Origin of the sequence: Massilia sp. WG5 (assembly GCF_001412595.2) — a bacterium.
Taxonomy (GTDB): Bacteria; Pseudomonadota; Gammaproteobacteria; order Burkholderiales; family Burkholderiaceae_D; genus Telluria.
This window is the reverse complement of sequence record NZ_CP012640.2, coordinates 1,376,276-1,400,778: the sequence shown is the minus strand read 5'-3', so window position 1 is coordinate 1,400,778 and position 24,503 is coordinate 1,376,276. Positions and strand designations below refer to the sequence as shown.

Below are 24,503 nucleotides of genomic sequence, written 5' to 3'. Positions count from 1 at the left end.
TCATCGCCAGCTGCGTCACGGAATCCTAAGCTTGCGCTCAATCCATTACCTGTTCGAGGCAGACAATGTATAAGTCAGATTCCCGCCCGCCGCGTGTTGCCATGGCCAGGCTGTCGGCGCTGGCAGCCGCGCTGCTGCTGGCCGGCTGCGCCAGCATGGGCCAGCAACGGGCGCCGGCGCATGTCATCGATGGCGCAGCGCTGCCCGCCCAGGACACGCTGGCCGCGCTGGCCGTCCGACAGGCCGCCTGGCCTCGGCAGGACTGGTGGAAGGCGTATGGCGATGCGCAGCTGACGACCCTGGTCGAGCGTGCGCGCGCCGGCAGCCCGACCGTCGCGCTGGCGCAGGCAAGAGTACGCCAGGCCGCCGCCCTGGAAGGCTTGGCCGAGGCAGCGCTTGCTCCGCAGGCCAACCTCGGGGTGCGCAGCACGCGCCAGCATTTCAGCGCCAACAGCAACGTGCCGAAGCCGCTGGCCGGCAACTGGGCCTGGTTCAACGACGCCAGCGTCGGCTTGAGTTACGAAGTCGACTTCTGGGACAAGAACGGCGCCGCGGTGCGCGCGGCTGCGGGCAGGGTGAATGCGCAGCTGGCGGAAGAGCAGGCGGCAACGCTCGCCCTGTCGGTTGCCGTCGTACAGGCTTACCTGAAGCTCGACCAGCTGTTCGTACAGCGCGACCTGGCCGGGCAGGCGCTGCACCAGCGCGAGCAGCTGCGCGACCTGGTGGCGCGGCGGGTCGCGGCGCGCATCGATTCGAACGCCGACCTCAAGCAGGTCGAAATCGCCGTCCCGCTGGCGCGTGCACAGCTCGCATCGCTGGAGGAGGCGATCGCGCTGACCCGTGGGCAACTCGCCGCGCTCGAAGGCGCAGGCCCGGATGCGGGCGCCGCGATTGCCCGCCCGCGCCTGTCCCTGCAACGGGCGCCCGGCGTGCCGGCCGATTTGTCGTCCGCGCTGTTGGGCCGGCGTCCGGAACTGGTGGCGCTGCGCTGGCGCGTGGAAGCGGCGAGCGGCGACATCGACGTCGCCAAGGCGCAGTTCTACCCGACGATCAATCTGACTGCACTGATCGGCTTGCAAAGCCTGGGTTTCAGCCACCTGCTGGAGGGCAGCAGCCGGACCATGGCGGCAGGGCCCCTGGTCACGCTACCCCTGCTCGACGGCGGCCGCCTGCGCAGCAACCTGGCGCTGCGCCACGCGGATTTCGACGTCGCGGTTGCGCAATACAACGCGGCCGTGATCGAGGCCATGCGCGATGTTGTCGCCCAGTTGACGTCCCTGCACTGGCTGGACGAGCAGCGACGTGAGCAGGATGCCGCACTCGACGCCGCGGAACAGGCTTACCACTTGGCCGAACTGCGCTACCGCTCGGGCCTGGGCAACTTCCTGCAAGTGCTCATCGCCGATACCCAGGTCATCGCGCAGCGGCGCAGCCGTGCCGAGGTGGACGCCCGGGCCAATGAACTCGACCTGAACCTGGTCCGGGCGCTGGGCGGCGGCTACGCCCCGCCGCCGGCATCCGAATCCTCAGCCCACTGATCCATGGAGCAGCTCATGAGCACCCAGCCTACATCCGATACGAAAGTCCAGCCCGCCACCCGCACCCGTCTTGTCCTGCAGCTGGGCTTGAAGGCCGCGATTCCCCTCATCGTGGTCGGCATTGCCGTCTCCGCGCCGGGCCTGCTGCACTACCAGGCGAACGGCCAGGCCACCGAAGACGCTTTTGTCGAAGGCAATCTGGTCCAGGTGACCCCGCAGACCTCCGGCACCGTGACGCGTATCGCGGCGGATAACACCGACGTCGTCACCGCCGGCGAAACCCTGGTGCAGCTCGACCGCCTCGACGCCCAGCTCGCGCTGGACCGTGCCGAGGCATCGCTGTCGAAAGCGGCGCGCCAGGTGCGCGCCCAGTTCGCCAATGTCGCCCAGCTGCGCGCCAACGTCGTGCTGCGCCAGGCGGATCTGACCAGGGCCGAATCCGACCTGGCACGCCGGCGTGGCCTGGTCGAGAGCGGGGCGGTATCCGGAGAAGACCTGCGCCACGCCGAGGACGCCGCGGCCGCGGCGCGCGCGGCGCTGTCCGCCGCCCGGGAGCAGGTCAGCGCGGCGCAGTCGCTGGTGGAAGGCACGTCGGTGAACAATCATCCGGACGTCCTGGCCGCGATTGCGCAGGTACGCGATGCCACCGTCGCCCTGTCGCGCACCTCGCTGGCGGCGCCGGTCGGCGGCATCGTCGCGCGGCGTAACGTGCAGATCGGCCAACGTGTCGCGCAAGGAGCGCCCCTGATGGCGATCGTACCGCTCAACCAGTTGTGGGTGACCGCCAACCTCAAGGAAAACCAGTTGAAGGATGTGCGGCTGGGGCAGCCGGTGGCGATGACCACGGATGTCTACGGCGATCGCGTGGTGTTCCATGGCCGGGTGGTGGGGCAGGAGGCGGGCACCGGCAGCGCCTTCGCGGCCGCACCGGCCCAGAACGCGACCGGGAACTGGATCAAGGTGGTCCAGCGGGTGCCGGTCCGCATCGCGCTCGACCCCGCCGAGGTGGCGCGCCATCCACTGCGCCTCGGCCTGTCGATGCGCGCCGAGATCGACACCAGCACGCGCAGCGGCCCGGGCCTGATGCAGGGCGGCAACCACCGTCAGCAATACGACACCCGGGTATTCGAGCGCGAGGATGCGGGGGCGGAGGCCGTCGTTGCGCGGGTATTGGGCAATGACAGCGGGCGCGAAACGGCCGCGCGTTGAAAACCGGCGAGCGATGAGGATGCCATGACTGCCAACACCGTACCCCGTCCAGCCCTGCTGGCCACCATCTTTCTGTTCAACCTGATCGAGTTCCTGCAGTCCGGGATGGTCGTCTTCGCGGCAGCCCCGACCATGGGGAAAATTGGTGCATCGCCCGAGCAATACACCCTCGTCAGCGCCCTGTACGCCAGCGTCGCCGTGCTGTCGATATCGCAGATGACCGTCCTGATCCAGCGCCTGGGCTGGCGCGACTACCTGCTGGGATCCGTGCTGCTGTTCCTGATCGGCACCTGGACCTGCGCCGCCAGCACGACGGTGCTCGGCTTCGGTGCGGGCAGGGTACTGATGGCCGCGGGCGGCGGGGTATTCATGACGGCGGCGCGCATGCTGGTCAACCTCGTTCCACCGTCCCCGCAGCGCATCGCCGGCATCGCCGCGTTCGGGGCCGCGCTCGCCAGCGGGATGAGCGTGGCGCCGTGGCTCGCGGGCGCCCTGGTCGGGCGGGAAGCCTGGAGCGCGCTGTTCCTGGTGCTGGCGGTGCCGGCTGCGCTTGCAGGCGTGCTGGCCTGGCGCTACCTGCCGGCCGACGCCGCGACCCTCGACGGCACGTCCAGCGGCTTCCAGCTGGGCGACGGCATCGCGCTGGCGATGGCGGCCTTCCTGGTGCTGTACACCCTGCAGCGTCTCGGCTACGACTGGCATGGCGAACGCCACAGGGTGCTCGCCGGGCTGTTGGCCGGTCTGGGCTCCGTTGCGTGGTTCCTGGGCGCCCACGCACGGCGCAAGCTGCCGTTCCTGAAACTGGAAATGCTGCGCAGCAGGCGTTTCGTGACGGGGCTGCTGGTCTTTTCACTGTGCTATGCGCTGCTGGGCGCATTCAACACCGTGCTCCCGCAACTGGTACAGCGCGTGCTTGGCGTCCCCCTGGCGTCCGCCGGCACGCTCCAGGCGGTCGGCCTGGCGGCTGCACTGCCGGTATTCGCCGTGATGCTGCTGATCGTGCGCACGCATCCGCATGCGACGAAATTCCATGTCACCGCCTTCCTGTTGTTGTGCGCCTTCGGATGGCACTTCGCGCATTTCGATCCCGCGGCGCCGGCCTGGTCCGGGATTGTCCCCTGGCTGGGCCTGTTCGGCGCCTTCGTGATTCTCGGCATGGCCACGACCGCACTGCACTCGTTCAAGGATCTGCAGGGCGACAACGTCCTGTTTTCGCATGCGCAGCAGCTGAAGAACATGCTCGGCCAGGTGGGCATCGCGCTGGGGGCCGGCGGCGCAAGCGTCCTGATGCAGGAACGTACGGCGGTGCATGCGGCCAGGCTGGCCGAGGTGGCGTCGGCGACGTTTGCCGTCCAGTCCCAGCAGGCGGGCTTGTTGGGGAGTCTGGACCTGTTCTGGATGATGGCCTGGATCGGCTTCGCGGGAGCGGTCGTGCTCGCCATGCAGCGCAGCTTCGATTGAGGCGGGGGCCTCAGCTCGGGCGCGACGGCGCGTACGGCGAGGCGGCGAGCCAGTCGCGCATCTGCTGCGCCGGGAAAGGCTTGGCGACGAAATAGCCTTGGGCGATATCGCACTTGAGTTCGTATAGTGCGTCCCAGATCGGGCGGTCTGCCGTGCCTTCGGCCACGACGGTCAGCCCGAGCTCATGGGCCAGGCCGATGGTGGCGCGCACGATGCTGGCCGAGCGCTTGTCGTGCAGCATGCGGCTGGTAAAACCGTGGTCGATCTTCAGCACCTGCACCGGCAGGTCGGCCAGGTAGGACAGGGACGAAAAGCCGGTGCCGAAGTCGTCGACGTAGAGTTCGAAGCCAAGCGCGTGCAATCGTTCCAGCTCGGCGATGCTGTCCTGGGGATTGTGCAGCAAGGCGCTCTCGGTCACTTCCAGACCCAGGGCGGTGCTGTCGACGCCCTCGGTATCCAGGATGCCCGGCAGGATCTGCGACAGCCGGAGGGTCGAGACATCGCGGCTGGACAGGTTCACCGCAAGCGGGATGTCGAGCCCCTGCGCGGTCCAGGCGGCGTTTTGCTGCGCACTGGCGCGCAGCATGTGCTCGGTGAGCAGCATCATCAAGTCCGTGTTCTCGAGCAGGGGTACGAAGTCGACCGGCGGAATGACGCCGCGTTGCGGGTGATGCCAGCGCACGAGCGACTCCGCGCCGGCCAGTTCGCCGCTGCGCATGTCGACCTTCGGCTGGCAATACAGTTGCAGCTCGCCGCGCCCGATCGCCCCGCGCAGCTCGGTCAGCAGGGCCAGGCGGGCCGGCGTGTGCGGATCGCGCCGGGGATCGTACACGCCAACCGCGATGCCCAGCTCCTGCGTCTGGTAGAGCGCGACGTCCGCCTTGCGCAACAAGATACGGTAGCCGTCACCGTGCTCAGGGGCAAGTGCGATGCCGACGTGGGCGCTGAGCTCGCAGCCGAAATCCTGTACCTGGAAGGGTTTTTCGAAATCGCTGCGCAAGCTGGCGGCAAAGGCGAGCGCCTGCGCGCGGTCGTGCTCGGGCAGCAGCACCGGAAAGCGTGAACCGACCCGGGCCGCCAGGGCCGAGGGCGGGAGCAGGGCGGTGAGGCGCGCCTCGACCTGGGCCAGGAAAGCATCGCCGATCACGTGACCCAGGGCGTAGTTTATGTCGCGAAAATGGACCAGGTTGACGATGCAGAACGCGGCGGGATGGCCGGGCGTCAGGCGCTCGGGCACGAGCTGATCGAACTCAGACCGGCTGACGAAGCGTGGACGCGTATCGGCTTGGCTGGACATGATGACGGCCCTTCGGGATGACGACGGACTGCGGCAACTAGACTACAGGCAGTTGAGCGCAGTATAGGCGCATTTCGGCGGGCCTGGCGCTTCCACGGCGCCTACCAAATGATATGATCGGGCACTGCTTTGCACGAGTCCGCTCAGCTTATTCGAGGAGTCCACTCAGATGGAACTGCATATCGTGCTGGACGGACGCAAGGACTTGTCCGGCCAGCTGTACCGCCAGCTGCGCGACGCAATCCGCGGCGGCCGGCTGGGCGCCGGCGAACAGCTGCCGCCTTCGCGCCTGCTGTCCGACCAGCTTGGGCTGGCGCGCAAGACCGTGGCCGAAGCCTATGGGCGGCTGACACTCGATGGCCTGCTGGTCAGCCGGGTCGGTCGCGGCACCTTTGTCGCCGATGTGAGGACGGCGGTCGCCCTGGCGCCGAAAGCGACCATGCCGGCGGGCGCGGGCCTGGTGCGGCGCTGGAGCGAGCTGCCGACGCCGCTGCGGCATCCCATGCCCGAAGGCGCGTCGCGCTATGAATTCATCGGCGGTTACGCCAGCCGGACGCCATTCCCGCACGACGAATGGCGGCGCTGCCTGCTGGCCGCACTGCGCGCGGAAGCGCAAACGCACGGGCGCTACGCCGACACGGAAGGGGTGCCGGCCCTGCGCCAGGCGATCGCGCAATTTGCCGGCTTCAGCCGCGGCGTGCGCTGCACGGCCGCCGACATCGTCGTGACGAACGGCGCCCAGCAGGCGCTGGACCTGATGTCGCGGATCCTGGTCGCGCCCGGCGACGTGGTGGCGGTCGAGGAGCCGGGTTATCCGCCGGCGCGCCTGCTGTTCGAAAGCCAGGGAGCGCGCGTGGCCCTGGTGCCGGTCGACGGCGAAGGGATGGTGGTCGACGCGATTCCGCCGGAAGCGCGCCTGGTCTACGTGACGCCTTCGCACCAGTTTCCGCTTGGTATGCCGATGAGCGGCGCGCGTCGCCAGGCGCTGCTGGAGCGAGCCCATGCGCAGGGCGCCTTCGTGATCGAAGACGATTACGACAGCGCTTTCCGCTATGCGGGCCAGGCCCAGGACAGCCTGCAGCGGATCGACCGGACCGGGTGCGTCGCCTACGTCGGGACCTTTTCCAAGGTGTTGATGCCCGAGCTGCGGATCGGCTATCTGGTGGTGCCGCCGACACTCATGAACGCGGTCGTCACCGCGAAGCACCTGAGCGACTGGCACAACGCGACGCTCAACCAGCGCGCCCTGGGCCTGTTCATCGAGAACGGCGGCCTGACGCGCCACATCCGGCGCTGCCACGACGTGTATGCCGGCCGCCGCGAGCGCCTGCTGCAGCGGCTGGGCGCCGATCTCGCGCCCTGGCTCGAAGCGATCCCGACCACGGTCGGCTTCCACCTCAGCGCCTGGCTGCGCAGGGAAATCGATGTCGACCTGCTGTGCCGGCTTGCCCGACGCGTCGAGGTAGGCATCTACCCGCTATCGAACTTCTACGCGGCGCAGCCGCAGCGCCAGGGACTGTTCTTCGGCTTCGGCGCCATCGACAGCATCGACATCGACACGGCGCTCGACCGGCTGGCGGATATCCTGACCAGGATGGAGCAGACGGCATGATGCTCGACCTGATGCAACTGCAGGTGCTCGACAGCCTTTTGCGCGAGCTCAGCCTGACCCGCACGGCCGACCTGCTGGGCATGTCGCAGCCGACGGTAAGCCGGATCCTCGCGCGCTTGCGTCAGCATTTCGGCGATCCGCTGTTCGTGCGCGTGGGGCAGGGGATGCAGCCGACGGCGCGGGCGCTGGAGCTGGCCGAACCACTGACGGCGATACTCGCGGGGGTGCGCCAGCTGCAGGCCGGGTCGGCAGCCTTCGAGCCGGCAAGCTCGGAGCGCAGCTTTCGTCTCTACATGGTGGACGGCGGCGTCGTTCACGTCCTGCCGCGCGTACTGCAGGCCATGCAGGGGATCGCGCCCCGGGTGGCCATCCGCACCGTCCAGTGCGACCCGCAGGAGCTGGAACAGCAGCTGGAACACGGCAGGATCGACCTCGCCCTGGGTTCCTTTCCCCATCTGCTGAACAACATGCACCAGCGGCCGCTATGGACGGAAAGTTACGCCACCGTCATGCGCCGCAATCACCCCTGCGTCCGAACCCTGGACCGGGCCACGTTCGCGATGCAGCGCCATGTGCTGGTGGCGATGGGCGACGTGAACCATCAGTATGCGGCAGCCGGACGCATACTCGACGCCTTGCTGCCGCCGTCGTCCGTGCTGTGCCACGTTCCGAGCTTCACGGCGGCCGCGCATATCGTCCTGCATACCGATGCGGTGGCGACCCTGCCGCTGCGCCTGGCGCATTCGCTGGCCGACGACCTCGGTCTCGAGGCCGTCGACACACCGGTCACGCTGCCGCCGCTCCAGCTGGCGATGTACTGGCACGAGCGCAGTCATCGCGACCCGGCCAACCGCTGGTTGCGCGGTGTCGTGCGCGCGGTGCTCGGGGACGACCCGGGAACGGAGCCGGAATCGCCGGGACACCCGGGCGCGTAGCGCTCGGACATCCGGCACAGTGGCGGCTTTCTCAGCCGGCCGTCATCGCGGCGATACTGTACCAAGAGACAATAGCCGCCCGCTGCATTCATGCCGATGATGAGAGCTCCAAAACAATAACGGAGACATGCATGGCATCGAAGGTTTCAACCCATCCTGCCGACGGATTGCATCCAGTCGGCACGGCATCAGTTCCATGAACGGACACTAACTTCCGCTGGGTTACAGCAGCGTTCTCGAATCCGATTGATTTCTTCATCTCGAAGAAGGCGCGCTCGACGGGATTGCGCATTCGTCGGGAATGAATTCGCCCCATCCTTTCGAAGAGTCCGGTTCGAGGGAAACGGCCTTTTATTGTCATCGCCGCGAGGTGCCGGAAGCCGGGTTATGCCGCAAAACAAAAAACAGCGGACCTGAAAAAAATATTGGAGACAAAAAATGAATAAATATCGCATTGCAGCGGCTGCCGGTGCCGCGCTTATTGCCGGCGCCGCGCATGCCGAATCATCCGTCAAGATCTACGGCGTACTCGATACCGGACTGGAACACTTAAGTGCAAGCAACGGTACCAGCCTGACGCTGATGATGAAGACGGCGCATGTGCCTTCGCGGATCGGCTTTGCCGGCACCGAAGATCTCGGCAATGACATGCGGGCCAAATTCGTGCTGGAAGCGCCGATTTTCGTCGATTCGGGCAGCCTGCCGCCGGACGGCCGTCTGTTCGGACGCCAGGCTTTCGTCAGCATCGGCTCGGCGCGCTATGGCGATCTGCGGATCGGGCGCCAGTACTCGTTCATGCAGACCGCGCTCGCCGTCTACGATCCGGATCACTTTTCGCCCTATTCGCCTGCGCTGGCGATGCAACTGGCGAACTTCGAGCAGACCAGCCTGGACAATGCGATCACTTACTGGTCGCCGGAATGGGCAGGATGGTCGCTGGCACTCGGCGGCGCATTGGCCGAAGGCGCCAGCGTCGCACCGAATCTGACGAATCCGCAATATGCCGGCGCCGGTACCGTCAGGAACAGCACATCGGCAATGCTGCAATACCAGCTTGGCGGCTTCAAAGGCTCGCTCGCTTATCAGGGCGGCGGCCAGAACCTGAATGCCGGCGGCAGCGCCACCCAAAAGATATTTTCCGCCGGCGCGAATTACCGATTCGACGCATTCGAACTGGGCTCGATTCTCTGGACGCATCGGAACAGGCTCCCGAACGATACCGAGCCGACCGTGACGGTGCTGGCAGTCGGCGGCGCGTGGCGCGTGGTGCCCGTGATCCGCTTGAATCTCGAACTGGGGCGTGCCAGGGATAACAGCCTGCAGTATTCGACCGGGAATCGAAAGGCGCGCGGCACTAATGATTATTTCAATGTCGGCGTCAATTACGACTTTTCGCGGCGAACCGTCGCCTATGTGCGTGCAGGCCGCGTGAGCGATGAACATGCCGGTTTTAACGGACGGCCGGCGGCGGTATCGCCGAGCGCACGCGAGGGTGTGGCGGTGCCGGTCGACGGTTCCGTAAGGGGCGTCATGCTCGGACTGCGCCATTCGTTCTAGAGGCGTGGAACGGCGATATCTAAAAATATGAACTGGAGAAAATGATGAACTATAAAAGCATTGCAAATGCTGTCTTGCTGCTGTGTGCCGCGGCAACGGCGAATCTGGCGCATGCCGACAATATGACGCCGGGAAGTGCCATGACCTGGACCACGCTGGGCACGGCCGGTGGACCGGTCGCGCATGCGGAGCGTTCGCAGCCGGCCAACTTGCTGAAGGTGCATGCGGCGTCGTGGCTGGTCGATTGCGGCGACGGCGCGGTCGAGCGCCTGTCCGCGGCCGGCCTGCAGGCGGCGAAGGTGAGCCATGTCTTCATCAGCCATCTGCACATGGATCACATCGGAGGACTGCAGGGACTGATCGGCTTGCGCTGGATGACCAATGCACCCGGCATCTTGACGATATACGGGCCACGCGGGACGGATGCCCTGGTGGCGGGCATCGTGCATTCCATGCAGCCGTCGGCCGGCGTCACGGTTGCGCTGCAAGGCGGGAAAGCGCACCGCCGGCCGGAAGACACCGTCAAGGTCGTCATCCTCGAGGATGGCAGCGATATTCGTGTCGACGATGTTCGTGTCCGCACCGTTCGCAATTCCCACTTCGACACTCAGGCAGGCGTGCCCGCGACCTCGAGCACCGATTCGCTGTCGTATCGCTTCGACGGCGCCGCCGATGCGATCGGCTATACCGGCGATACCGGGGTGAGCCCGGCCGTGACGGGCTTGTTCAAGGGCGTCGGCATGGTGGTGAGCGAAGTGATCGACCTCGATGGCACGATCGCCAACATCAACGGCCCGCATTCCCCGATGCCGCCGGAGATGCGCAAGGGTCTGATCGAGCACCTGAAAACCCAGCATCTGACGCCGCAACAGGCCGGCGCCCTCGCGCAGCAGGCCGGCGCGAAACGCCTGGTGTTGACCCACCTGGCGATCGACGGGCCGACCGACAAGGTCGCGCCGGTGCTGGTAGCCGGCGCACGCCAGGCCTTCGGCGCCGAAGTACGCGTTGCCCATGACCTGGACAGCTTTTAACGGAGAGACCATGAAGAATCCAATGATCGCAGCGCTTGCCACGATGTCGTGCGCGGCAGCCTTCGCCCAGGCGCCCGGCGCACCCGCCGCGCCGCGCTCCGAATTCGTGACCCTGGGGACGGGCGGGGGACCGGTGATCCGGCGCGAACGGGCCGAACCCGCCAACGCCATCGTCGTCGGGAAGGACGTGTATCTGTTCGATACGGGGTCGGGCGTCGAGCGCCAGATGGTCGGCGCCGGCCTGGCGCTTGCGAACGTGCGCGCCGTCTTCATCTCGCATCACCACATCGACCATAACGCCGATCTCGGCCAGCTGATCGACAGCCGGTGGATGTTCAACAGTGTGCAAGCGCTGCCCGTGATCGGTCCGCCGGGGACGGTGGAGATGGTGGGGGCGCTGGCGCAGGCCTCGCGTCCCGTCGAGCTGTCGCCGATCGGCAGCGCGGGACCCCGGGGCAAGATCGCGATCGCCAGGACCGTCGACGCGCGGGACCTGGCTGCGACGATGGACCGGCCGACCGAGGTGTACAAGGACGACAATATCCGTGTGCTGGCGGTGACAAACGAGCATTACCACTTTGCCGTGGGCAGTCCGGCGGCGGCGTTTTCGCGTTCGTATTCGTTCAGGATCGAGACGCCCGACCGGGTCTATGTGTACACCGGCGACACCGGACCGTCGACGCACCTGGAAGAACTCGCGAAGGGCGCCGATGTCCTGGTCAGCGAAGTCATCGACCTGGACAAGATGAGGCAGATCCTGCAACGCGCAGGCAACCTGCCGCCCGCGATGCTGCCGCCAATGATCAAGCACATGGAAGAAGATCACCTGACCCCGGCCGAAATCGGCAAGATCGCGGCGTCGGCAGGCGTCAAGGCCGTCGTGCTCACCCACGTCGTGCCCGGCGAGGATGGCGAGCGGGATTCCGGCGGCTACACCAAAGGGATCAGCCCCACGTACCGCGGTCCCGTCAAGCTGGCGCGCGATCTGGACCGCTTCTAGTCCGCGACGAAAAGCGGGCTGCAAGCGCCCTTGAAGCCTGCACGCTGAAATCCCGCAGTCTACGCGGAAGTATCGCGTTTTACTGCGGGAGCAGCCTGGTCCAGCAGGCGCGCCAGCTCCACGGCTGAGCGTATTTCCAGCTTTTCCATGATCCGGCTCCGGTGCGCCTTGATGGTACGTTCGGTGGTGCCGAGCGCCGCCGCTACCTGCTTGTTGAGCTGGCCTTTGGCAAGCAGCAATGCCACCTCGCGCTCCCGGCTGCTGAGCCGTCCGAGCTGTTGTTCACGCGCCTGGCGTCGTGCGGCATCGGCCATGGCCTGGGCGCCGCGCGCCAGGGCGCGTTCGATGGCCTCGCTCAGGACCACCCGGCTGACTGGTTTGGTCAGAAAGTCTTCTGCGCCGGCCTTGATCGCACGCACGCTCATCGGAATATCGCCATGCCCGGTAATGAAGATCACGGGCAGGCAATTGTCGAGCGTTGCAAGGTGCGCCTGCAACTCCAGACCCGACAGCTCCGGCATGTGCACATCGAGCAGCAGGCATCCTGCCGCCGGTGCCGGCGTCGCCAGGAACTCCTTGGCATTGTCATACTCCTGGACCGTATGCCCGAGCGTACGCAGCAATCGGGCCAGCGCACTGCGGAAACCAAGGTCATCGTCGACCAGGTGCAGGACCGGCGTCATGACGGGAACCCCGCCGCAGCCGGCAGGCTGAAGCGGAACAGTGCACCGCCGCTGCCTGGTTCTTCAGCCTGTAGCGTGCCGCCATGCCGCTCCACGATGCTGCGGCTGATCGACAGGCCGACACCCAGGCCATTCGGTTTGGTGCTGAAAAACGGTTCGAACAGGCGCTCGGGGGCAACGCCTGACAAGCCTGGCCCGCTGTCGGTGACGCAGACGTCGGCGCCGCCGCTCGCGTTTCGGGCACTGGTGATGGTGACGCGGCGCTGCTCGGGCGCCACTTGCTGCAATGCGTCGAGCGCATTCAGGACCAGGTTCAGCGTGACCTGCTGGATCTGCACGCCATCCGCCACGACGTCGGGCACCGCATCGCTCAACTGCAGCCGCAATTCAGTATCGCGGATGCGGACTTCCACACGCAGAATGCTCGCCACTTCGTTCAGCAGCGGGTTGAGCGCTACGCGCTGCGGTTCGCTGGCGCTGTCGGCGATCCATGCGCGCAGCCGAACCAGCACCGCCGCGGCGCGCTGGTCATCCGCACGGATGGTGGATATCAATTCGCGCAGTTCGTCGTTCGGAGGATCGGGGAGTTCGAGCAGCAGTTCGGCAGTCTCCGCATTACTCAGGATCGCGCCAAGCGGCTGGTTGATTTCATGGGCCAGGGCTGCCGACAAGGCGCCGATGGTGCCGATGCGGTCGAGTCGGGCAAGCTCGCTCAGATGCTGCCGGGTCTGGCGTTCGGCGTTCCTGCGGCGACGCCGCTCCAGCAACAGGGCGCCGATCAGGGCGCTCTGGATCGCCAGCACGAGCGCCGTACCCAACACCACGTTGCGATACGCGTCCCACAGCCCGGGAGGCTGAAACAGCAGCTCACCGCCTGCCGGCAGGGCGGCGCCGCGAATCCCTGTCCGTTGCAGCGCTCGCCAGTCGAGCTGCAGATGCGGTGCGCTGTGCGGTTCGAAGCCGATGCGATCGGGCGGTACACCATCCAGCAATCTATTCAATTGCGAAGCAATGTCGTGCGCGTATGCCGCAGGTGAACTCACCCACCCGCCGATATCACCGGCGCCGATCAAGGTGCTGACGTCGACGACGATGGGTGTGTTTGTCTTCAGGGCCAGGGCACGCATCAGGTCGTCCGAATTCATCACCGCCGTGTTGTCGATCGTAACGGGGGCGGCGAAGTACAACACGGTGTAAGGAGGTAGTCGCTGGACATGCTGCATCAAGGCGCCAGGATCCATGCCGCTCAAGTCGATCAACTCGGCGCGCTGCAGCCATGGCGCCAGCGCTGCGCGCCAGTTCGGCCGTATCCGGTCCTGGTCGAGTCCTGCGCTGATGACGGCGATATGTCGTGTCCTGGGCAACAGGGTGAATATCAGCGCCAGGTTGCGTGAAACCAGGTCGTGCCTCAGCAAGCCGGTCAAGCGCGGCACCCGCGCCAAGGCCGCGGCGCGGGCCGTATCGAGGTCCGGCGCTACCACCGCTGCCATTGGCCAGAGGCGATCACGCAAGGCCAGCGCCATCGGTACCTGTTCGCGGGATAGCGGGACAATCGCGTCATACGCCAGGCCGGCAAATTTTTCCGTGAGCCAGTGTGGCAGAGGCCTGTCCGCGTTCGCCGGTAATTGTTGCAGGACCTCCAGATAGAGTTCAGCCCGTGGGTGCTTGCGGAGCAGCTCGGCGCGCAGGGCGTCGGTCAGCAACATGGACCAGGGCGAGGTGGCGCCCCCCGGCATCAGCAGCAATACTCTCGGCCGCACTGCGCCCTGGCCTGGCATCGCGCTGCAGCATAAGACAAGCAGAAGCAGCAGGCGCAGAACGGAGTGGCAGGGCGAAAAACTCATGACGTCGTCGTGGCGTACCCGAAAAGTATCAGCCGAGGGTACGACGGCTGTATGCAGGCAGCAATTGTACCAAGTAACAATATCCGAAAATCGTGTTCATGCCGAATATCGAACGTTTGAGCAAATGATATCGGAGACGAGCTGGGCCTTGGCAAGGGAAGGGGCGAACCCATGGCTCGACGCCCGTCCTCGCCTCCGCCATCCAGTTCGCTAAGCGATCCGCTGCCTGCGTTGCCTTGATCTCGATCCGCCAGGTCGTCCCCGCACCCGGCGCCGGCGCCCATGCCGCTGCCATTGTCCCGGATGGTCAACACCAGCGCGCCCGCGCCAGCCCGGCGTCGGCGGTGATCGCGATCATCATCATGGTACTGGAACCTGCATCCCTGTTCCGGCTATCGCGGGTGCCTTTCGTGGCGGCCTGGCGCGGTCTGGCTGGAAGGGCCCCAGGCGGCGAGGCCGGCCGGCGCCGTCATCGCTGCGGCGGTCGTGCCTGGTAGTGCCGGTAGCCGAACTTGCCGCCGGCCTTGACTTCGTACATGGCCAGGTCGGCGCGTTCGTACAGGACTGCGGCAGCGAGTCGGTCTCCGGCGGTATCGGCAATGCCGATGCTGCAGCCGACCGATAATTCGACATCGCCGTAGGAAATCGGTTGCCGGATTGCGGCAAGAATCCTCTTGGCGACCGCGGTGGTGGCATTCACGTCGGCGCCTTCCATCAGGCACGCGAACTCATCGCCTCCGAGGCGCGCGATCAGGTCGGCCTTGCGCTGGGCGGCGCACAGGCGCTCGGCGACGGTCTTGAGCACGGCGTCGCCGGCCTGGTGGCCGTAGGTATCGTTGACCTGCTTGAATCCATCGAGATCCAGCAGCATGAGCGCGACGGTCGCGCCGCCGGCGCGCGCCCGTTCCACCGCCGCCTGCAGGGCCGGCTCGAAGCTGGCGCGGTTGGCCAGCCCTGTGAGTCCGTCGTGCTGGGCCCGATGCAGCAGCTGCAGCTCGTTCAATTTGCTTGCCGTGATATCGCGGCCCAGCACATACGAGGGGCGTGGTCTCGCCTCGGAGCCGGTGTGCGCCGGCGCGGCCCACGCCAACCAGCGCCAGTCACCGTTCTTGTGCCGCAGGCGGGTAACGGAATTGGTGACATCGGTGCCCTGCCTGACCTCGTCCAGGTGCTCCAGCGTCTCGGCGAAGTCCTGCGGATGGATGAGCGCATCCAGGTCGAAGCCGATGTATTCTTCCGGCGTATAGCCGAGGATGCGCTCCACCGAAGGACTCACGCGCACGACCTTGCCGTCCTCGTTGCGTACGACGATCAGGTCGACCGAGTGCTCGAACACCCAGTCCCATTCTTCGCTCCGGCGGCGCTGCTCCAGCAATTCCGCCTCCAGCTTCCGGTTGCGGTGTTCGAGCAGCGCCAGCCTGTCTGCCTGGCGGCGTACCAGTGCCCGGAGTTGGTCTGCAGAGAGGGATGACGCGAGCTCGCGCCAAAGCCACATGATGCTAGGGCAGGGAAGCCGTCGACCGCCCGGCAGGCACGTTGGGCGCCTGGGCCGGAGGCTGCTTGAACACATGGCTGATACCCATGGTCAGCAGAGGAACGCCCAGCGCCAGGTAGGAGCTGTCGACACCGTATGGATTCCCTGCGAGGAACCAGCCGATGGTCGCGATCACCGACAGGATCACGCCGCTGAAGGCGCCGCGCGGGGTCCCGAAGGTCGGCGCGTAGAAGGCCATCAGGACCAGCACCGCCAGGGTGGCGCGCAGGGCCTTGCCGAGGAAGGCGATCATCAGCAGTTTTTCGGCGGACAGGGCCAGCACCAGCGGCAGCAGGCCCGCCACCAGGATCGCGATGCGGATGAAGCGCACCGACTTGCGGTCGTTCTTCTCCCTGTTGAACATCGGGTCGTAGAAATCCTTCATGGCCAGGGTGGCCGAGGCGAGGGTCGTCGCCGCGATGCCGCCGAACAGCGCGCCGGCCAGGCCGACCACCATGACGCTGGCCGAGAACGCGGGCATGTGGGCGATCAGGGTCGGGAAGGCGTCGATCGATTTCACGCCCGGATACAGCACGGCGCTGCACATGCCGACCAGCGCCGCCATCAGTCCGAACGGGATCATCAGCGAGGCGACGTAGAAGCAGGCCCGCTTGGCGACGGCCGGGTTGTCGGTGCTCACCAGGGCCTGGATCACGTACTGGGTCGCGAAGATCGAGCCGATGCCGCCGATCATCCAGGCGCAGATCTGGCCCCAGCCGATCGCGGTCCAGTCGAACATCGCCGCCGGCAGGCGGGCCTGCAGCGTACCGATGCCGCCGCTCGCTTCGAGGGCGTACGCGAGCGCCAGGATCATGCCGAGGTACTTCATGATCGAGTGGGCGAAGTTGGTGTAGACGACGGAACGCATGCCGCCGAGGCTGACGTAGGCCACGGTGATGGCGCCGACCAGCAGGATCGCGACGGTCTTGTCGATGTGCAGGACCGCGGCGAGCACGGCGCCGCCGCCGGCGTACAGCGCGACCGCGACGATCGACAGGGCGACGATGGTCAGCACCGAAGCGGCATAGCGGATCGGCTCGCCGTAGGCATCGGCCAGGATGCCGGAAATGGTCGACTTGCCGCTCTCCTTGTACTTGCGGACCAGGACCAGCGCCAGCAGCAGGAAGCCGACCGCCAGCGCGACCAGGTTCCAGACCGCGGAGATGCCCAGCTCGAAACCTTTCTGCGCGGTGCCGATGCTGACCGAGCTGCCGATGAATTCGGACAGCAGGAGCGCGCCGATCAGGTAAGCGGGGTAGTTGCGACCGCCGGCGGTCATGCCGTCGCTGCTGTTGGCGTGCCTGCGCACGCTGTAGGTGATGTACGACATGAGGGCGAAGTAGCCCGCCGTGATCGCACCGATGATCATCAGTCTCGTTTCCATTGTCTGCTCCAAGGCTGCCTGTTGTTTTTGTCGACGTCCGCACCATATGCAATAGGCATGATGCATTGCGGTGTCGAGACGATATTCCCGCGGGTGACGGGTGTCCAACACCGTTTTGGTATCGCTTCCATGCTGAAAAGGTATGGAGAGACTGGGCGGGGGCTGCGCGCGGACCGGCGGCCTTGTGCGCGCGCCGCGCCGCTACGCGTGGATCTATACTCGCCGAACAATCAGGCGGGAGGGCATATGAACGACCAGCTGAGGCAAGCCGCAAGCCAGGTGCTTGCGCCGCTAGGCGGATTGCTGCCGGCGCTCGAGGCGCTGTACACCGACGTGCACGCGCACCCGGAGTTGTCCATGCAGGAGCACCGGACGGCCGGGCTGGCTGCCGAGCGCCTGCGCGCGGCGGGCTACGAAGTCACGACCGGCGTGGGCGGCACCGGGGTGGTGGGGGTGCTGCGCAACGGCCCCGGCCCGACCGTCATGCTGCGCGCCGACATGGATGCGCTGCCGATCGCCGAGGCGACCGGACTGCCGTATGCGAGCACGGTCACGGCCACCGACCGCGAGGGCAAGACGGTGCCGGTGATGCATGCTTGCGGGCACGACATGCACGTGGCCTGGCTCGCCGGCGCGGCGACCCTGCTGGCGCAGGCGCGCCAGGCCTGGAGCGGCACGCTGGCGGCGGTGTTCCAGCCGGGCGAGGAAACCGCCGAAGGCGCGCGCGCCATGCTCGATGACGGCCTGTACAAATACTTTCCGAAGCCCGACGTGGTGCTCGGCCAGCACGTCATGGTCGCTTCGGCGGGCGAGGTCGGCGGCCGCACCGGCACCATCACCTCTGCCGCCGACAGCATGCAGATCCGCCTGTTCGGGCGCGGCGCGCACGGCTCGATGCCGCAGGCGGCCATCGATCCAGTGGTGATGGCGGCAGCCACGGTCATGCGCCTGCAGACCATCGTGTCGCGCGAACTGTCGCCGAACGAGGCCGCGGTCGTCACCGTCGGTTCGCTGCAGGCCGGCACCAAGGAAAACGTGATTCCCGACGAGGCGATCATCAAGCTGAACGTCCGCAGCTACGATCCCCAGGTGCGCAAGCGCGTGCTGGATGCCATCGAGCGCATCGTCAACGCCGAGGCGGCCGCCTCGGGCGCGCCGAAGCCGCCCGAGTTCACGATGCTCGACAGCTACCCGATGGGCGTCAACGACGGCGACGCGAGCGGACGCGTGGGCGCGGTGTTCCGCCAATACTTCGCCGCCGAGCGGGTGCACCAGACCGGTCCGACCTCGGCCAGCGAGGATTTCGGCTCCTTCGGACTCGAATGGAAGGTGCCGGCGGTGTTCTGGTTCGTCGGCGGCACCGATCCGGCGGTCCATGCCAAGGCCAAGGCGGCGGGCGAAGTCAACAAGATCCCGAGCAACCATAGTCCGTTCTTCGCGCCGGTGCTGCACCCGACGCTCGAGACCGGGATCGAAACCATGGTGGTGGCAGCGCTGGCGTGGCTGGCGGGCGGCCCGCCGTCCTGACTCAGAACGGCAGGATGGTCTTGATCCAGAATGCCGAGCCGTCCGGACGGTTGCGCACGCCGTACTGGCGCTCGAACTTCGCGGTCAGGAACCAGCCGCCCTTGCCCTGGTACTTGAGCGACGGCCCGAAGGCGAATGCCCGTCCCTTGTTCCCGGCAAGCGTGGCGCCGGCGACGCGGTCGTCGGTGAGCTGCCGGTAGACATAGCCGCCAACGCCGGCGACCCAGCCCTTCCCGAAGCCCCAGCCGAGCGCATAGTCGGCATGCAGTTCGCTGCCGGACCTGTAACCGGTGTCGCGGTTGCGGAAGTTATGGTCGGCCATGATCTTGAGGTCGGCGTTGATGCCGGCCGGCTGGGTGTAGGTCAGCGCGAGCACCGGTTCGATGTTCCAGTAATTGCGTCCGGTGTTGGCGATGCGCTTGCTGTCGTAGCTGCCGGTCGGCGCGTTGGCTTCCAGTGCGAGCACGTAATGGAACTTCGCGGACGCGTGATAGCCCAGCGCCACGGCCAGGTTCAGGTCGCCGATCCCGCGCTCGCTTTGGCGGACCGGGCCGATCCGCACGTCCACGTCCACCAGCGGCAGCATCGCGTGGAAAGCCAGCTGGCCGCCCAGCACCTGTTGCGGCGTCACCCAGATAAGGCGCGGCACGACCGCATCGACCTCGGCCCGGAAACCGCCCAGCGCCGGCGCGAGGTCTCTGCCCGCGTCGTCCCGCAGTTCGGTGGCGCGGTAGCGGGTGGCGTAGACGAGGCTGTAAAAGCCCGGCGGCGGCATGGCGCCGGACAGGAAATTCTCTGCGCCGTTCGGATAGATGCCGCCGCCGCCTTCGGTGGCGAAGGCAGGCGCCGTGAGCAGCAGCGCGGCGGCCAGTGTGGCCGCATGGACTTGCTTCATGCTTGTCTCCTCGATGTTCTTGTGTCGGCCGCAGCGCTATGCCTGCAGCGCGCGCTCGCGCGCCAGCGTCAGCGCCGTGTCCTCGATCATGTCTTCCTGGCCGCCCACCATGCCCTTGCGGCCCAGCTCGACCAGGATGTCGCGCGCGGGGACCTTGTACTTGGCTTCGGCGCGCTTGGCGAACAGCAGGAAGGACGAATACACGCCGGCATAGCCGAGCGTGAGCGAATCGCGGTCGATGCGCACCAGCTGGTCCATCATCGGCACCACCAGGTCCTCGGCGACGTCGGTGATGGAGAACAGGTCAACCCCGGTCTCGATGCCCATGCGCTTGCAGACCGCGACGAACACCTCCATCGGGGTGTTGCCGGCGCCGGCGCCCAGGCCCGCGGCGGCGGCATCGATGCGGGTCGCGCCGTATTCGACCGCGGTAATCGAATTGGTGACGCCCATGGCGAGGTTGTGGTGGCCGTGGAAGCCGATCTCGGTTTCCGGCTTCAGGCTCTCGCGCAGGCGCCCGATGCGCTGCCGGACGTCTTCGGGCAGCATGTAGCCGGCTGAATCGGTGCAGTAGACGCAGTTGGCGCCGTAGCTTTCCATGAGCCTGGCCTGCTCGACGATCTTGTCCGGCGACGCCATGTGGCTCATCATCAGGAAGCCGACGGTGTCCATGCCCAGCTTGCGCGCCAGCGTGATGTGCTGCTCGGAGACGTCGGCCTCGGTGCAGTGGGTGGCCACGCGGATCGTGTGCACGCCCAGTTCGCGCGCGCTCAGGAGGTGGTCGACGGTGCCGATCCCGGGGATCAGCAGGGCCGATACCCTGGCCTGCTGCAGCAGCGGAATCACAGCCATCAGGTATTCCGCATCGGTATGGCGCGGGAAGCCGTAGTTGACCGAAGCGCCGCCGAGACCATCGCCGTGGGTTACTTCGATGAGCGGCACGCCGGCGCGGTCCAGTCCCTGCGCCACGTCCTTCATCTGCTGCAGCGTCATCTGGTGGCGCTTCGGGTGCATGCCGTCGCGCAGCGTCATGTCATGCAGCGTGATGCGTTGATTCGAGAATGTCATGGTGTGTCCTCCTTCAGGCCGCCGCGGCGGCGTGGGCTTGGTCCAGCATCTGCTGGGCGAACAGTTCGGCGGTGCGGGCCGAAGCCGCGGTCATGATGTCCAGGTTCCCCGCATATTTCGGCAGATAGTCCCCGAGTCCCTCGACTTCGATGAAGATCGAGACCCGCTTGCCGTCGAAAACCGGGCCGTTGACCAGCTTGTAGCCGGGGACGTACTTCTGCACGTCGCGGATCATCGCCTGCACCGAGGCCGTGATGGCGTCCCGGTCCGGCTCGGCGTCGAGCAGGCAGTGCACGGTGTCGCGCATGATCAGCGGCGGCTCGGCCGGGTTGATGATGATGATCGCCTTGCCGCTCCTTGCGCCGCCGACCTGTTCCACCGCGCCGGCCGTGGTGCGCGTGAATTCGTCGATGTTCTTGCGCGTGCCGGGGCCCACCGAGCGGGACGACACGGTGGCGACGATCTCGCCGTAGGCAACCGCCTGCACGCGCGACACCGCGGCCACCATCGGGATGGTCGCCTGGCCGCCGCAGGTCACCATGTTGACGTTCATGGCGCCGTTCGACAGCTGGGAGTCGAGGTTCACCGGCGGCACGCAATACGGTCCGATGGCGGCCGGGGTCAGGTCGATGACCTTGACGCCGGCAGCCACCAGCTTGCGCGAATTCTCGGGATGCGCGTAGGCCGAGGTGGCGTCGAAGGCGATCCGCACCGCGTCCTGTTCGAGGAAGGGCAGCAGGCCGTCGACACCGTCGGCGGTGGTCTTGATGCCCATCGCCGCGGCCCTTGCCAGGCCCTCGGAGGCGGGGTCGACCCCGACCATCCATGCCGGTTCGAGGACCTGGCTGCGCTTGAGTTTATACAGCAGGTCGGTGCCGATATTCCCCGGCCCGATCACCGCACAACGAATCTTGTTCATCTGGTTCTCCCTGTCGATTCAATGAAAGCGGATGCCGCAGCCGCCGATGCCGCCGATGGTGACGCGGAAGTGGTCGCCGGCCGCGGCCGGGAACATCGCCGCCAGCGCGCCGGACAGCACGACTTCGCCGGCGCGCAGCGGCACGCCGAGGCGGCCCATGGTGTTGGCGAGCCACGCCACCGCATTCAGCGGGTTGCCCAGGGCGGCGGCGCCGGCCCCGGTGGCGACGATCTCGCCGTTCTTTTCGAGCACCATGCCGCAGGTCGCGAGGTCGATGCGGCGCGGATCGACGGCGCCATTGCCGAGCACGAACACGCCGCAGGAAGCGTTGTCGGCCACCGTGTCCTGGATCCGGATCTTCCAGTCGCGGATGCGCGAATCGACGATCTCGAAGCAGGGCATGACGAAGTCGGTGGCGCGCAGCACGTCGGCTGCGCTGACGCCTGGTCCGTTCAGGTCGTGTTTCAGGACGAAGGCGATCTCGCCTTCGGCGCGCGGCTGGATCAGGCTGTCGCGCGGGATCGAGTCGCCGTCGTTGTACAGCATGTCGTCCAGCAGGTAACCGAAGTCCGGCTGGTAGACCTCCAGCATGTTCATCACCGCCTTGCTGGTCACGCCGACCTTCTTGCCGATCACGCGGGCGCCGGATGCCTGGCGGCGCCGCAGCAGCTGCTGCTGGACGGCGTAGGCATCGTCGATGGTGATGCCAGGCTCGCGTTCGGTGAGGGGCGCCACCATGCTCCTGGCGGCCAGGGCCTCGTAGAGCTCGTCGCCGAGCCGGGTGATGCTGTGCTTGTCCATGCTTCAGCCCTCCGCCAGGAAGTCGCCGACCAGGCGCGAGAAGCGCGCGGCGTGTTCGATCTGGGTCCAGTGTCCGCACTTGCCGAACACGTGCAGCTGGGCGTTCGGGATCGCCTGCAGCAGCTCGTAGGAGTTCTGCAGCGGGATCACCTTGTCCTCGCGGCCATGGATGACGAGGGTCTCGTGCCCGATCCTGCGGATGTCCTCGATCGGGCTGGCCATCATCTCGACGCCGTCCTGGCGCGGCGCCGGGAACATCGCCGAGAACGATTCCTGGAAGCCGGGCTGGATGCTGGCCTTGTAGCGCAGCTGCGCCAGCTCGTCGTTCACCAGGTTGCGGTCATGGGCGAAGATGTCGAGCAGGGCGCGCATGTTCTCCACGCTTGGCTGGTAGCCCCAGACCGCGTCCAGGCCCTCGGTGATCGGGAAGGAGACGCCGACGCTGCCCATCAGCACCAGGCGCTTGACGCGCTCCGGGTGGCGGATCGCGAGCGCCAGCGCGATCGCGCCGCCGAAGGAGTTGCCGACCACGCTGGCCTGCGCGATGCCCAGCGCGTCCAGCAGGCCGACCGCCTGGCCGACCCAGGTATCGAGGTCGTAGCGGATGCCCTCGGGCCGCTGCGAATACCCGAAACCGGTCATGTCCGGGGCGATCACCCGGAAGCGCTTCGCCAGCTCGGGCATCGGCAGCCGCCAGTTCGCCCAGGCGCTCACGCCCGGACCCGAGCCGTGGATCATCAGGACCGGTTCGCCGGCGCCGACGTCGTGGTAATTCGTGCGGATGCCGTTCGCGACCACGCTGTGCGCGATTTCCGGATTGTTCTGTTCACGATTGTTTGCTTCAGCCATTTCCTGCTCCAGAGTGAGGGTTTTTCGATTCAAAACGGTTCGGCGGCCGCTCAGGTGTGCACCGCCAGGAAGTTCTCGTCCATCGTTCCCGTGTGGTAGAAGATGCCGCGGGCCGGATCGGTCCAGGTGATCGTCGGCATGTCGGGTTGGGCGAGGTAGCCGAGGCCGGCGAAGGTCTCGTTGCGGTTGCCCGACGGGTCGAAGAAGTAGATCGTCTCGCCGCGCGTGATGCCGTGGCGGGTGGGCGGCACGTCGATCCTGGTACGGCTCTTCGCCAGGATGTCGCCGCATTTCAGGATGTCGTGCCAGCTGTCGAGGAAAAAGGAGATGTGGTGCAGCCCGGCCCTGGGGCCGCCGGCAAAGGCGATGTCGTGCGGCGTCGAGGTGCGGAACATGAAGGCGGCGGCCTGGATCTCGCCTTCGGGACCGGCCACGACCTGTTCGGCCAGGTGGAAATCCATGGTCTCCTTGAAGAAGCTCACGTTCTCCGCCACCTTGTTGACGCCCGTTTCCGGATTCAGCTCGCACATCAGAAGGCAGTGGTCGAGCCAGTGCGCGCCGACCCCATTCAGGCCATCCGGCCAGGGTTCGGGGTCGACCGTGCCGACATCCTTGCCGACGAAGTCCTTCTGCGCGAACAGGTGCATCAGGTGCCCGCTCGGGATCGTGAAGCGCAGCGAGCGGCCGCAGAAGGGCAGCTGGCCCTCGGGTAGCAGCTCGGCCTGCATGCCATAGGCTTCGATGCGCTGTTTGATGGCGTCGAGGTCGGCGTCGCGCTCGACCTTGTAGGCCACATGGTTCATGCCCGCGGAATCCGAAGCGGTCAGCTGGACGGAATACTTGTCCCATTCGTCCCAGCACTTCAGGTAGACCGTTTCGTTCCCGTCGCGGTGCACGACCCGCATGCCCAGGACGTTTTCGTAATGCCTGACGGCGGCTTCCATATCCATGACCCGCAGGCTGATATGGCCGATTCTCATGACTCCCATGACTCCTCCTTGTTGTGTTTTATGGGTGTTGCTTGCCCGTGCAACGGAATACCGAGTTGCACATCTTTCCGACTACCTTCAACTGCACGTCCGTGCGCGGCCGTGCCCTGCATGCGAGCACCACACCGCGGCAGACCTCGTCCTCGCCGACGTGGGCGCGGCTCATCGCCCCGCACTCGACATCGCCGGACAGGATGTGCACCTTGCAGATGCCGCATCCGCCGTTCAGGCAGCCGACCGGAATACCCTTGCGTCCCAGGCGCGCCAGGCCCTGCAGCAGGGTCTCGCCGTCGCGGCACTGGAAGCTTTCGCTCGTCTCCACCAGGCTGACCGTCAGCGCGTTCGCCTGCAGTCCGATCTTGGTCTCCAT

The 24,503-nt window shown here is 66.6% G+C and carries 22 protein-coding genes; 9 read left to right on the top strand and 13 right to left on the bottom strand.

Annotation, left to right across the window (positions count from 1 at the left end; translation table 11 throughout):
* Positions 1-101: 101 nt before the first annotated feature.
* The 3 genes from AM586_RS06030 to AM586_RS06020 are packed head-to-tail and all read left to right on the top strand — an operon-like array spanning position 102 to position 4,208.
* Complete coding sequence (locus AM586_RS06030; RefSeq protein WP_047824798.1) at positions 102-1,538, top strand: efflux transporter outer membrane subunit; 1,437 nt, start codon at positions 102-104, stop codon at positions 1,536-1,538.
* A 15-nt stretch (positions 1,539-1,553) separates the two neighbouring features.
* The gene (locus AM586_RS06025; RefSeq protein ID WP_082439687.1) at positions 1,554-2,747 is read left to right on the top strand and encodes an efflux RND transporter periplasmic adaptor subunit; all 1,194 of its coding nucleotides are present in this window, start codon (positions 1,554-1,556) and stop codon (positions 2,745-2,747) included.
* A gap of 24 nt (positions 2,748-2,771) precedes the next feature.
* Entirely contained in the window at positions 2,772-4,208 is a 1,437-nt protein-coding gene (locus AM586_RS06020; protein WP_047824800.1) for an MFS transporter, read from the top strand.
* Positions 4,209-4,218: 10 nt separating this feature from the next.
* Here the strand turns inward: AM586_RS06020 and AM586_RS06015 are convergent, their stop codons facing one another.
* Complete coding sequence (locus AM586_RS06015) at positions 4,219-5,505, bottom strand: bifunctional diguanylate cyclase/phosphodiesterase (protein ID WP_052233666.1); 1,287 nt, start codon at positions 5,503-5,505, stop codon at positions 4,219-4,221.
* Between the two features lie 169 nt (positions 5,506-5,674).
* Here AM586_RS06015 and AM586_RS06010 point away from each other — a divergent pair, with 169 nt between their 5' ends.
* Together AM586_RS06010 and AM586_RS06005 are read left to right on the top strand one after the other, a co-directional pair.
* A complete protein-coding gene (locus AM586_RS06010; protein WP_047824801.1) occupies positions 5,675-7,117 on the top strand; it encodes a PLP-dependent aminotransferase family protein in 1,443 nt (480 codons plus the stop codon).
* The gene (locus tag AM586_RS06005; RefSeq protein ID WP_047824802.1) at positions 7,114-8,052 is read left to right on the top strand and encodes a LysR family transcriptional regulator; all 939 of its coding nucleotides are present in this window, start codon (positions 7,114-7,116) and stop codon (positions 8,050-8,052) included. The genes AM586_RS06010 and AM586_RS06005 overlap by 4 nt, the downstream gene beginning before the upstream one ends.
* Positions 8,053-8,140: 88 nt before the next feature.
* Here AM586_RS06005 and AM586_RS28050 read toward each other — a convergent pair whose 3' ends face one another.
* The gene (locus tag AM586_RS28050; protein ID WP_162600525.1) at positions 8,141-8,344 is read right to left on the bottom strand and encodes a hypothetical protein; all 204 of its coding nucleotides are present in this window, start codon (positions 8,342-8,344) and stop codon (positions 8,141-8,143) included.
* A gap of 146 nt (positions 8,345-8,490) precedes the next feature.
* Here AM586_RS28050 and AM586_RS06000 point away from each other — a divergent pair, with 146 nt between their 5' ends.
* The 3 genes from AM586_RS06000 (at position 8,491) to AM586_RS05990 (ending at position 11,640) form a co-directional block, all read left to right on the top strand.
* Positions 8,491-9,609 (top strand): porin, encoded by a 1,119-nt coding sequence (locus tag AM586_RS06000; protein WP_052233667.1) that lies wholly within the window; start codon positions 8,491-8,493, stop codon positions 9,607-9,609.
* 140 nt (positions 9,610-9,749) lie between these two features.
* Complete coding sequence (locus tag AM586_RS05995; protein WP_162600524.1) at positions 9,750-10,640, top strand: MBL fold metallo-hydrolase; 891 nt, start codon at positions 9,750-9,752, stop codon at positions 10,638-10,640.
* Positions 10,641-10,650: 10 nt separating this feature from the next.
* The gene (locus AM586_RS05990) at positions 10,651-11,640 is read left to right on the top strand and encodes an MBL fold metallo-hydrolase (protein WP_047824803.1); all 990 of its coding nucleotides are present in this window, start codon (positions 10,651-10,653) and stop codon (positions 11,638-11,640) included.
* A 59-nt stretch (positions 11,641-11,699) separates the two neighbouring features.
* On the opposite strand, the gene AM586_RS05985 is transcribed toward AM586_RS05990, so the two are convergent.
* The 4 genes from AM586_RS05985 to AM586_RS05970 form a co-directional block, all read right to left on the bottom strand.
* Positions 11,700-12,323: a response regulator transcription factor gene (locus AM586_RS05985; RefSeq protein ID WP_047824804.1), complete on the bottom strand. Its 624-nt coding sequence runs from the start codon at positions 12,321-12,323 to the stop codon at positions 11,700-11,702.
* On the bottom strand, positions 12,320-14,167 hold the full coding sequence (locus AM586_RS05980; RefSeq protein ID WP_084777108.1) for an ATP-binding protein: 1,848 nt from the start codon (positions 14,165-14,167) through the stop codon (positions 12,320-12,322). Before AM586_RS05980 ends, AM586_RS05985 begins: the two co-directional genes overlap by 4 nt.
* 469 nt (positions 14,168-14,636) lie before the next feature.
* Positions 14,637-15,542 carry a sensor domain-containing diguanylate cyclase gene (locus AM586_RS05975; RefSeq protein WP_052233670.1) on the bottom strand — a complete coding sequence of 302 codons (906 nt, stop codon included), beginning with the start codon at positions 15,540-15,542 and terminating at the stop codon, positions 14,637-14,639.
* Positions 15,543-15,666: 124 nt separating this feature from the next.
* Positions 15,667-17,085, bottom strand: a complete 1,419-nt coding sequence (locus AM586_RS05970; RefSeq protein WP_047824806.1) for a sodium:solute symporter — start codon at positions 17,083-17,085, stop codon at positions 15,667-15,669.
* A 246-nt stretch (positions 17,086-17,331) separates the two neighbouring features.
* On the opposite strand from AM586_RS05970, the gene AM586_RS05965 reads away from it, so the two are divergent.
* The gene (locus AM586_RS05965; RefSeq protein ID WP_047824807.1) at positions 17,332-18,612 is read left to right on the top strand and encodes a M20 family metallopeptidase; all 1,281 of its coding nucleotides are present in this window, start codon (positions 17,332-17,334) and stop codon (positions 18,610-18,612) included.
* 1 nt (position 18,613) lies between these two features.
* On the opposite strand, the gene AM586_RS05960 is transcribed toward AM586_RS05965, so the two are convergent.
* The 7 genes from AM586_RS05960 to AM586_RS05930 are packed head-to-tail and all read right to left on the bottom strand — an operon-like array spanning position 18,614 to position 24,503.
* On the bottom strand, positions 18,614-19,507 hold the full coding sequence (locus AM586_RS05960; protein WP_047824808.1) for a transporter: 894 nt from the start codon (positions 19,505-19,507) through the stop codon (positions 18,614-18,616).
* Between the two features lie 36 nt (positions 19,508-19,543).
* Positions 19,544-20,575, bottom strand: a complete 1,032-nt coding sequence (dmpG, locus tag AM586_RS05955) for a 4-hydroxy-2-oxovalerate aldolase (RefSeq protein ID WP_047824809.1) — start codon at positions 20,573-20,575, stop codon at positions 19,544-19,546.
* Positions 20,576-20,588: 13 nt separating this feature from the next.
* A complete protein-coding gene (locus tag AM586_RS05950; protein WP_047824810.1) occupies positions 20,589-21,494 on the bottom strand; it encodes an acetaldehyde dehydrogenase (acetylating) in 906 nt (301 codons plus the stop codon).
* An 18-nt stretch (positions 21,495-21,512) separates the two neighbouring features.
* Positions 21,513-22,295 (bottom strand): 2-oxopent-4-enoate hydratase, encoded by a 783-nt coding sequence (dmpE, locus tag AM586_RS05945; RefSeq protein WP_047824811.1) that lies wholly within the window; start codon positions 22,293-22,295, stop codon positions 21,513-21,515.
* Between the two features lie 3 nt (positions 22,296-22,298).
* The gene (locus AM586_RS05940) at positions 22,299-23,144 is read right to left on the bottom strand and encodes an alpha/beta fold hydrolase (RefSeq protein ID WP_047824812.1); all 846 of its coding nucleotides are present in this window, start codon (positions 23,142-23,144) and stop codon (positions 22,299-22,301) included.
* A gap of 50 nt (positions 23,145-23,194) precedes the next feature.
* A complete protein-coding gene (locus AM586_RS05935) occupies positions 23,195-24,133 on the bottom strand; it encodes a catechol 2,3-dioxygenase (protein ID WP_060566965.1) in 939 nt (312 codons plus the stop codon).
* Positions 24,134-24,152: 19 nt separating this feature from the next.
* Positions 24,153-24,503, bottom strand: a complete 351-nt coding sequence (locus AM586_RS05930) for a 2Fe-2S iron-sulfur cluster-binding protein (RefSeq protein ID WP_052233671.1) — start codon at positions 24,501-24,503, stop codon at positions 24,153-24,155.

Coding starts and splice junctions, on each gene's coding strand:
- AM586_RS06000 (WP_052233667.1), top strand. CDS start 8,491: ATGAATAAATATCGCATTGCAGCGGCTGCCGGTGCCGCGCTTATTGCC.
- AM586_RS05930 (WP_052233671.1), bottom strand. CDS start 24,503: ATGGAGACCAAGATCGGACTGCAGGCGAACGCGCTGACGGTCAGCCTG.
- AM586_RS05995 (WP_162600524.1), top strand. CDS start 9,750: ATGACCTGGACCACGCTGGGCACGGCCGGTGGACCGGTCGCGCATGCG.
- AM586_RS28050 (WP_162600525.1), bottom strand. CDS start 8,344: ATGCGCAATCCCGTCGAGCGCGCCTTCTTCGAGATGAAGAAATCAATC.
- AM586_RS06030 (WP_047824798.1), top strand. CDS start 102: ATGGCCAGGCTGTCGGCGCTGGCAGCCGCGCTGCTGCTGGCCGGCTGC.
- AM586_RS05985 (WP_047824804.1), bottom strand. CDS start 12,323: ATGACGCCGGTCCTGCACCTGGTCGACGATGACCTTGGTTTCCGCAGT.
- AM586_RS06015 (WP_052233666.1), bottom strand. CDS start 5,505: ATGTCCAGCCAAGCCGATACGCGTCCACGCTTCGTCAGCCGGTCTGAG.
- AM586_RS05940 (WP_047824812.1), bottom strand. CDS start 23,144: ATGGCTGAAGCAAACAATCGTGAACAGAACAATCCGGAAATCGCGCAC.
- AM586_RS05960 (WP_047824808.1), bottom strand. CDS start 19,507: ATGAAGCAAGTCCATGCGGCCACACTGGCCGCCGCGCTGCTGCTCACG.
- AM586_RS06005 (WP_047824802.1), top strand. CDS start 7,114: ATGATGCTCGACCTGATGCAACTGCAGGTGCTCGACAGCCTTTTGCGC.
- AM586_RS05990 (WP_047824803.1), top strand. CDS start 10,651: ATGAAGAATCCAATGATCGCAGCGCTTGCCACGATGTCGTGCGCGGCA.
- AM586_RS05935 (WP_060566965.1), bottom strand. CDS start 24,133: ATGGGAGTCATGAGAATCGGCCATATCAGCCTGCGGGTCATGGATATG.
- AM586_RS05965 (WP_047824807.1), top strand. CDS start 17,332: ATGAACGACCAGCTGAGGCAAGCCGCAAGCCAGGTGCTTGCGCCGCTA.
- dmpE (WP_047824811.1), bottom strand. CDS start 22,295: ATGGACAAGCACAGCATCACCCGGCTCGGCGACGAGCTCTACGAGGCC.
- AM586_RS05970 (WP_047824806.1), bottom strand. CDS start 17,085: ATGGAAACGAGACTGATGATCATCGGTGCGATCACGGCGGGCTACTTC.
- AM586_RS05950 (WP_047824810.1), bottom strand. CDS start 21,494: ATGAACAAGATTCGTTGTGCGGTGATCGGGCCGGGGAATATCGGCACC.
- AM586_RS06010 (WP_047824801.1), top strand. CDS start 5,675: ATGGAACTGCATATCGTGCTGGACGGACGCAAGGACTTGTCCGGCCAG.
- AM586_RS05980 (WP_084777108.1), bottom strand. CDS start 14,167: ATGAGTTTTTCGCCCTGCCACTCCGTTCTGCGCCTGCTGCTTCTGCTT.
- AM586_RS06020 (WP_047824800.1), top strand. CDS start 2,772: ATGACTGCCAACACCGTACCCCGTCCAGCCCTGCTGGCCACCATCTTT.
- dmpG (WP_047824809.1), bottom strand. CDS start 20,575: ATGACATTCTCGAATCAACGCATCACGCTGCATGACATGACGCTGCGC.
- AM586_RS06025 (WP_082439687.1), top strand. CDS start 1,554: ATGAGCACCCAGCCTACATCCGATACGAAAGTCCAGCCCGCCACCCGC.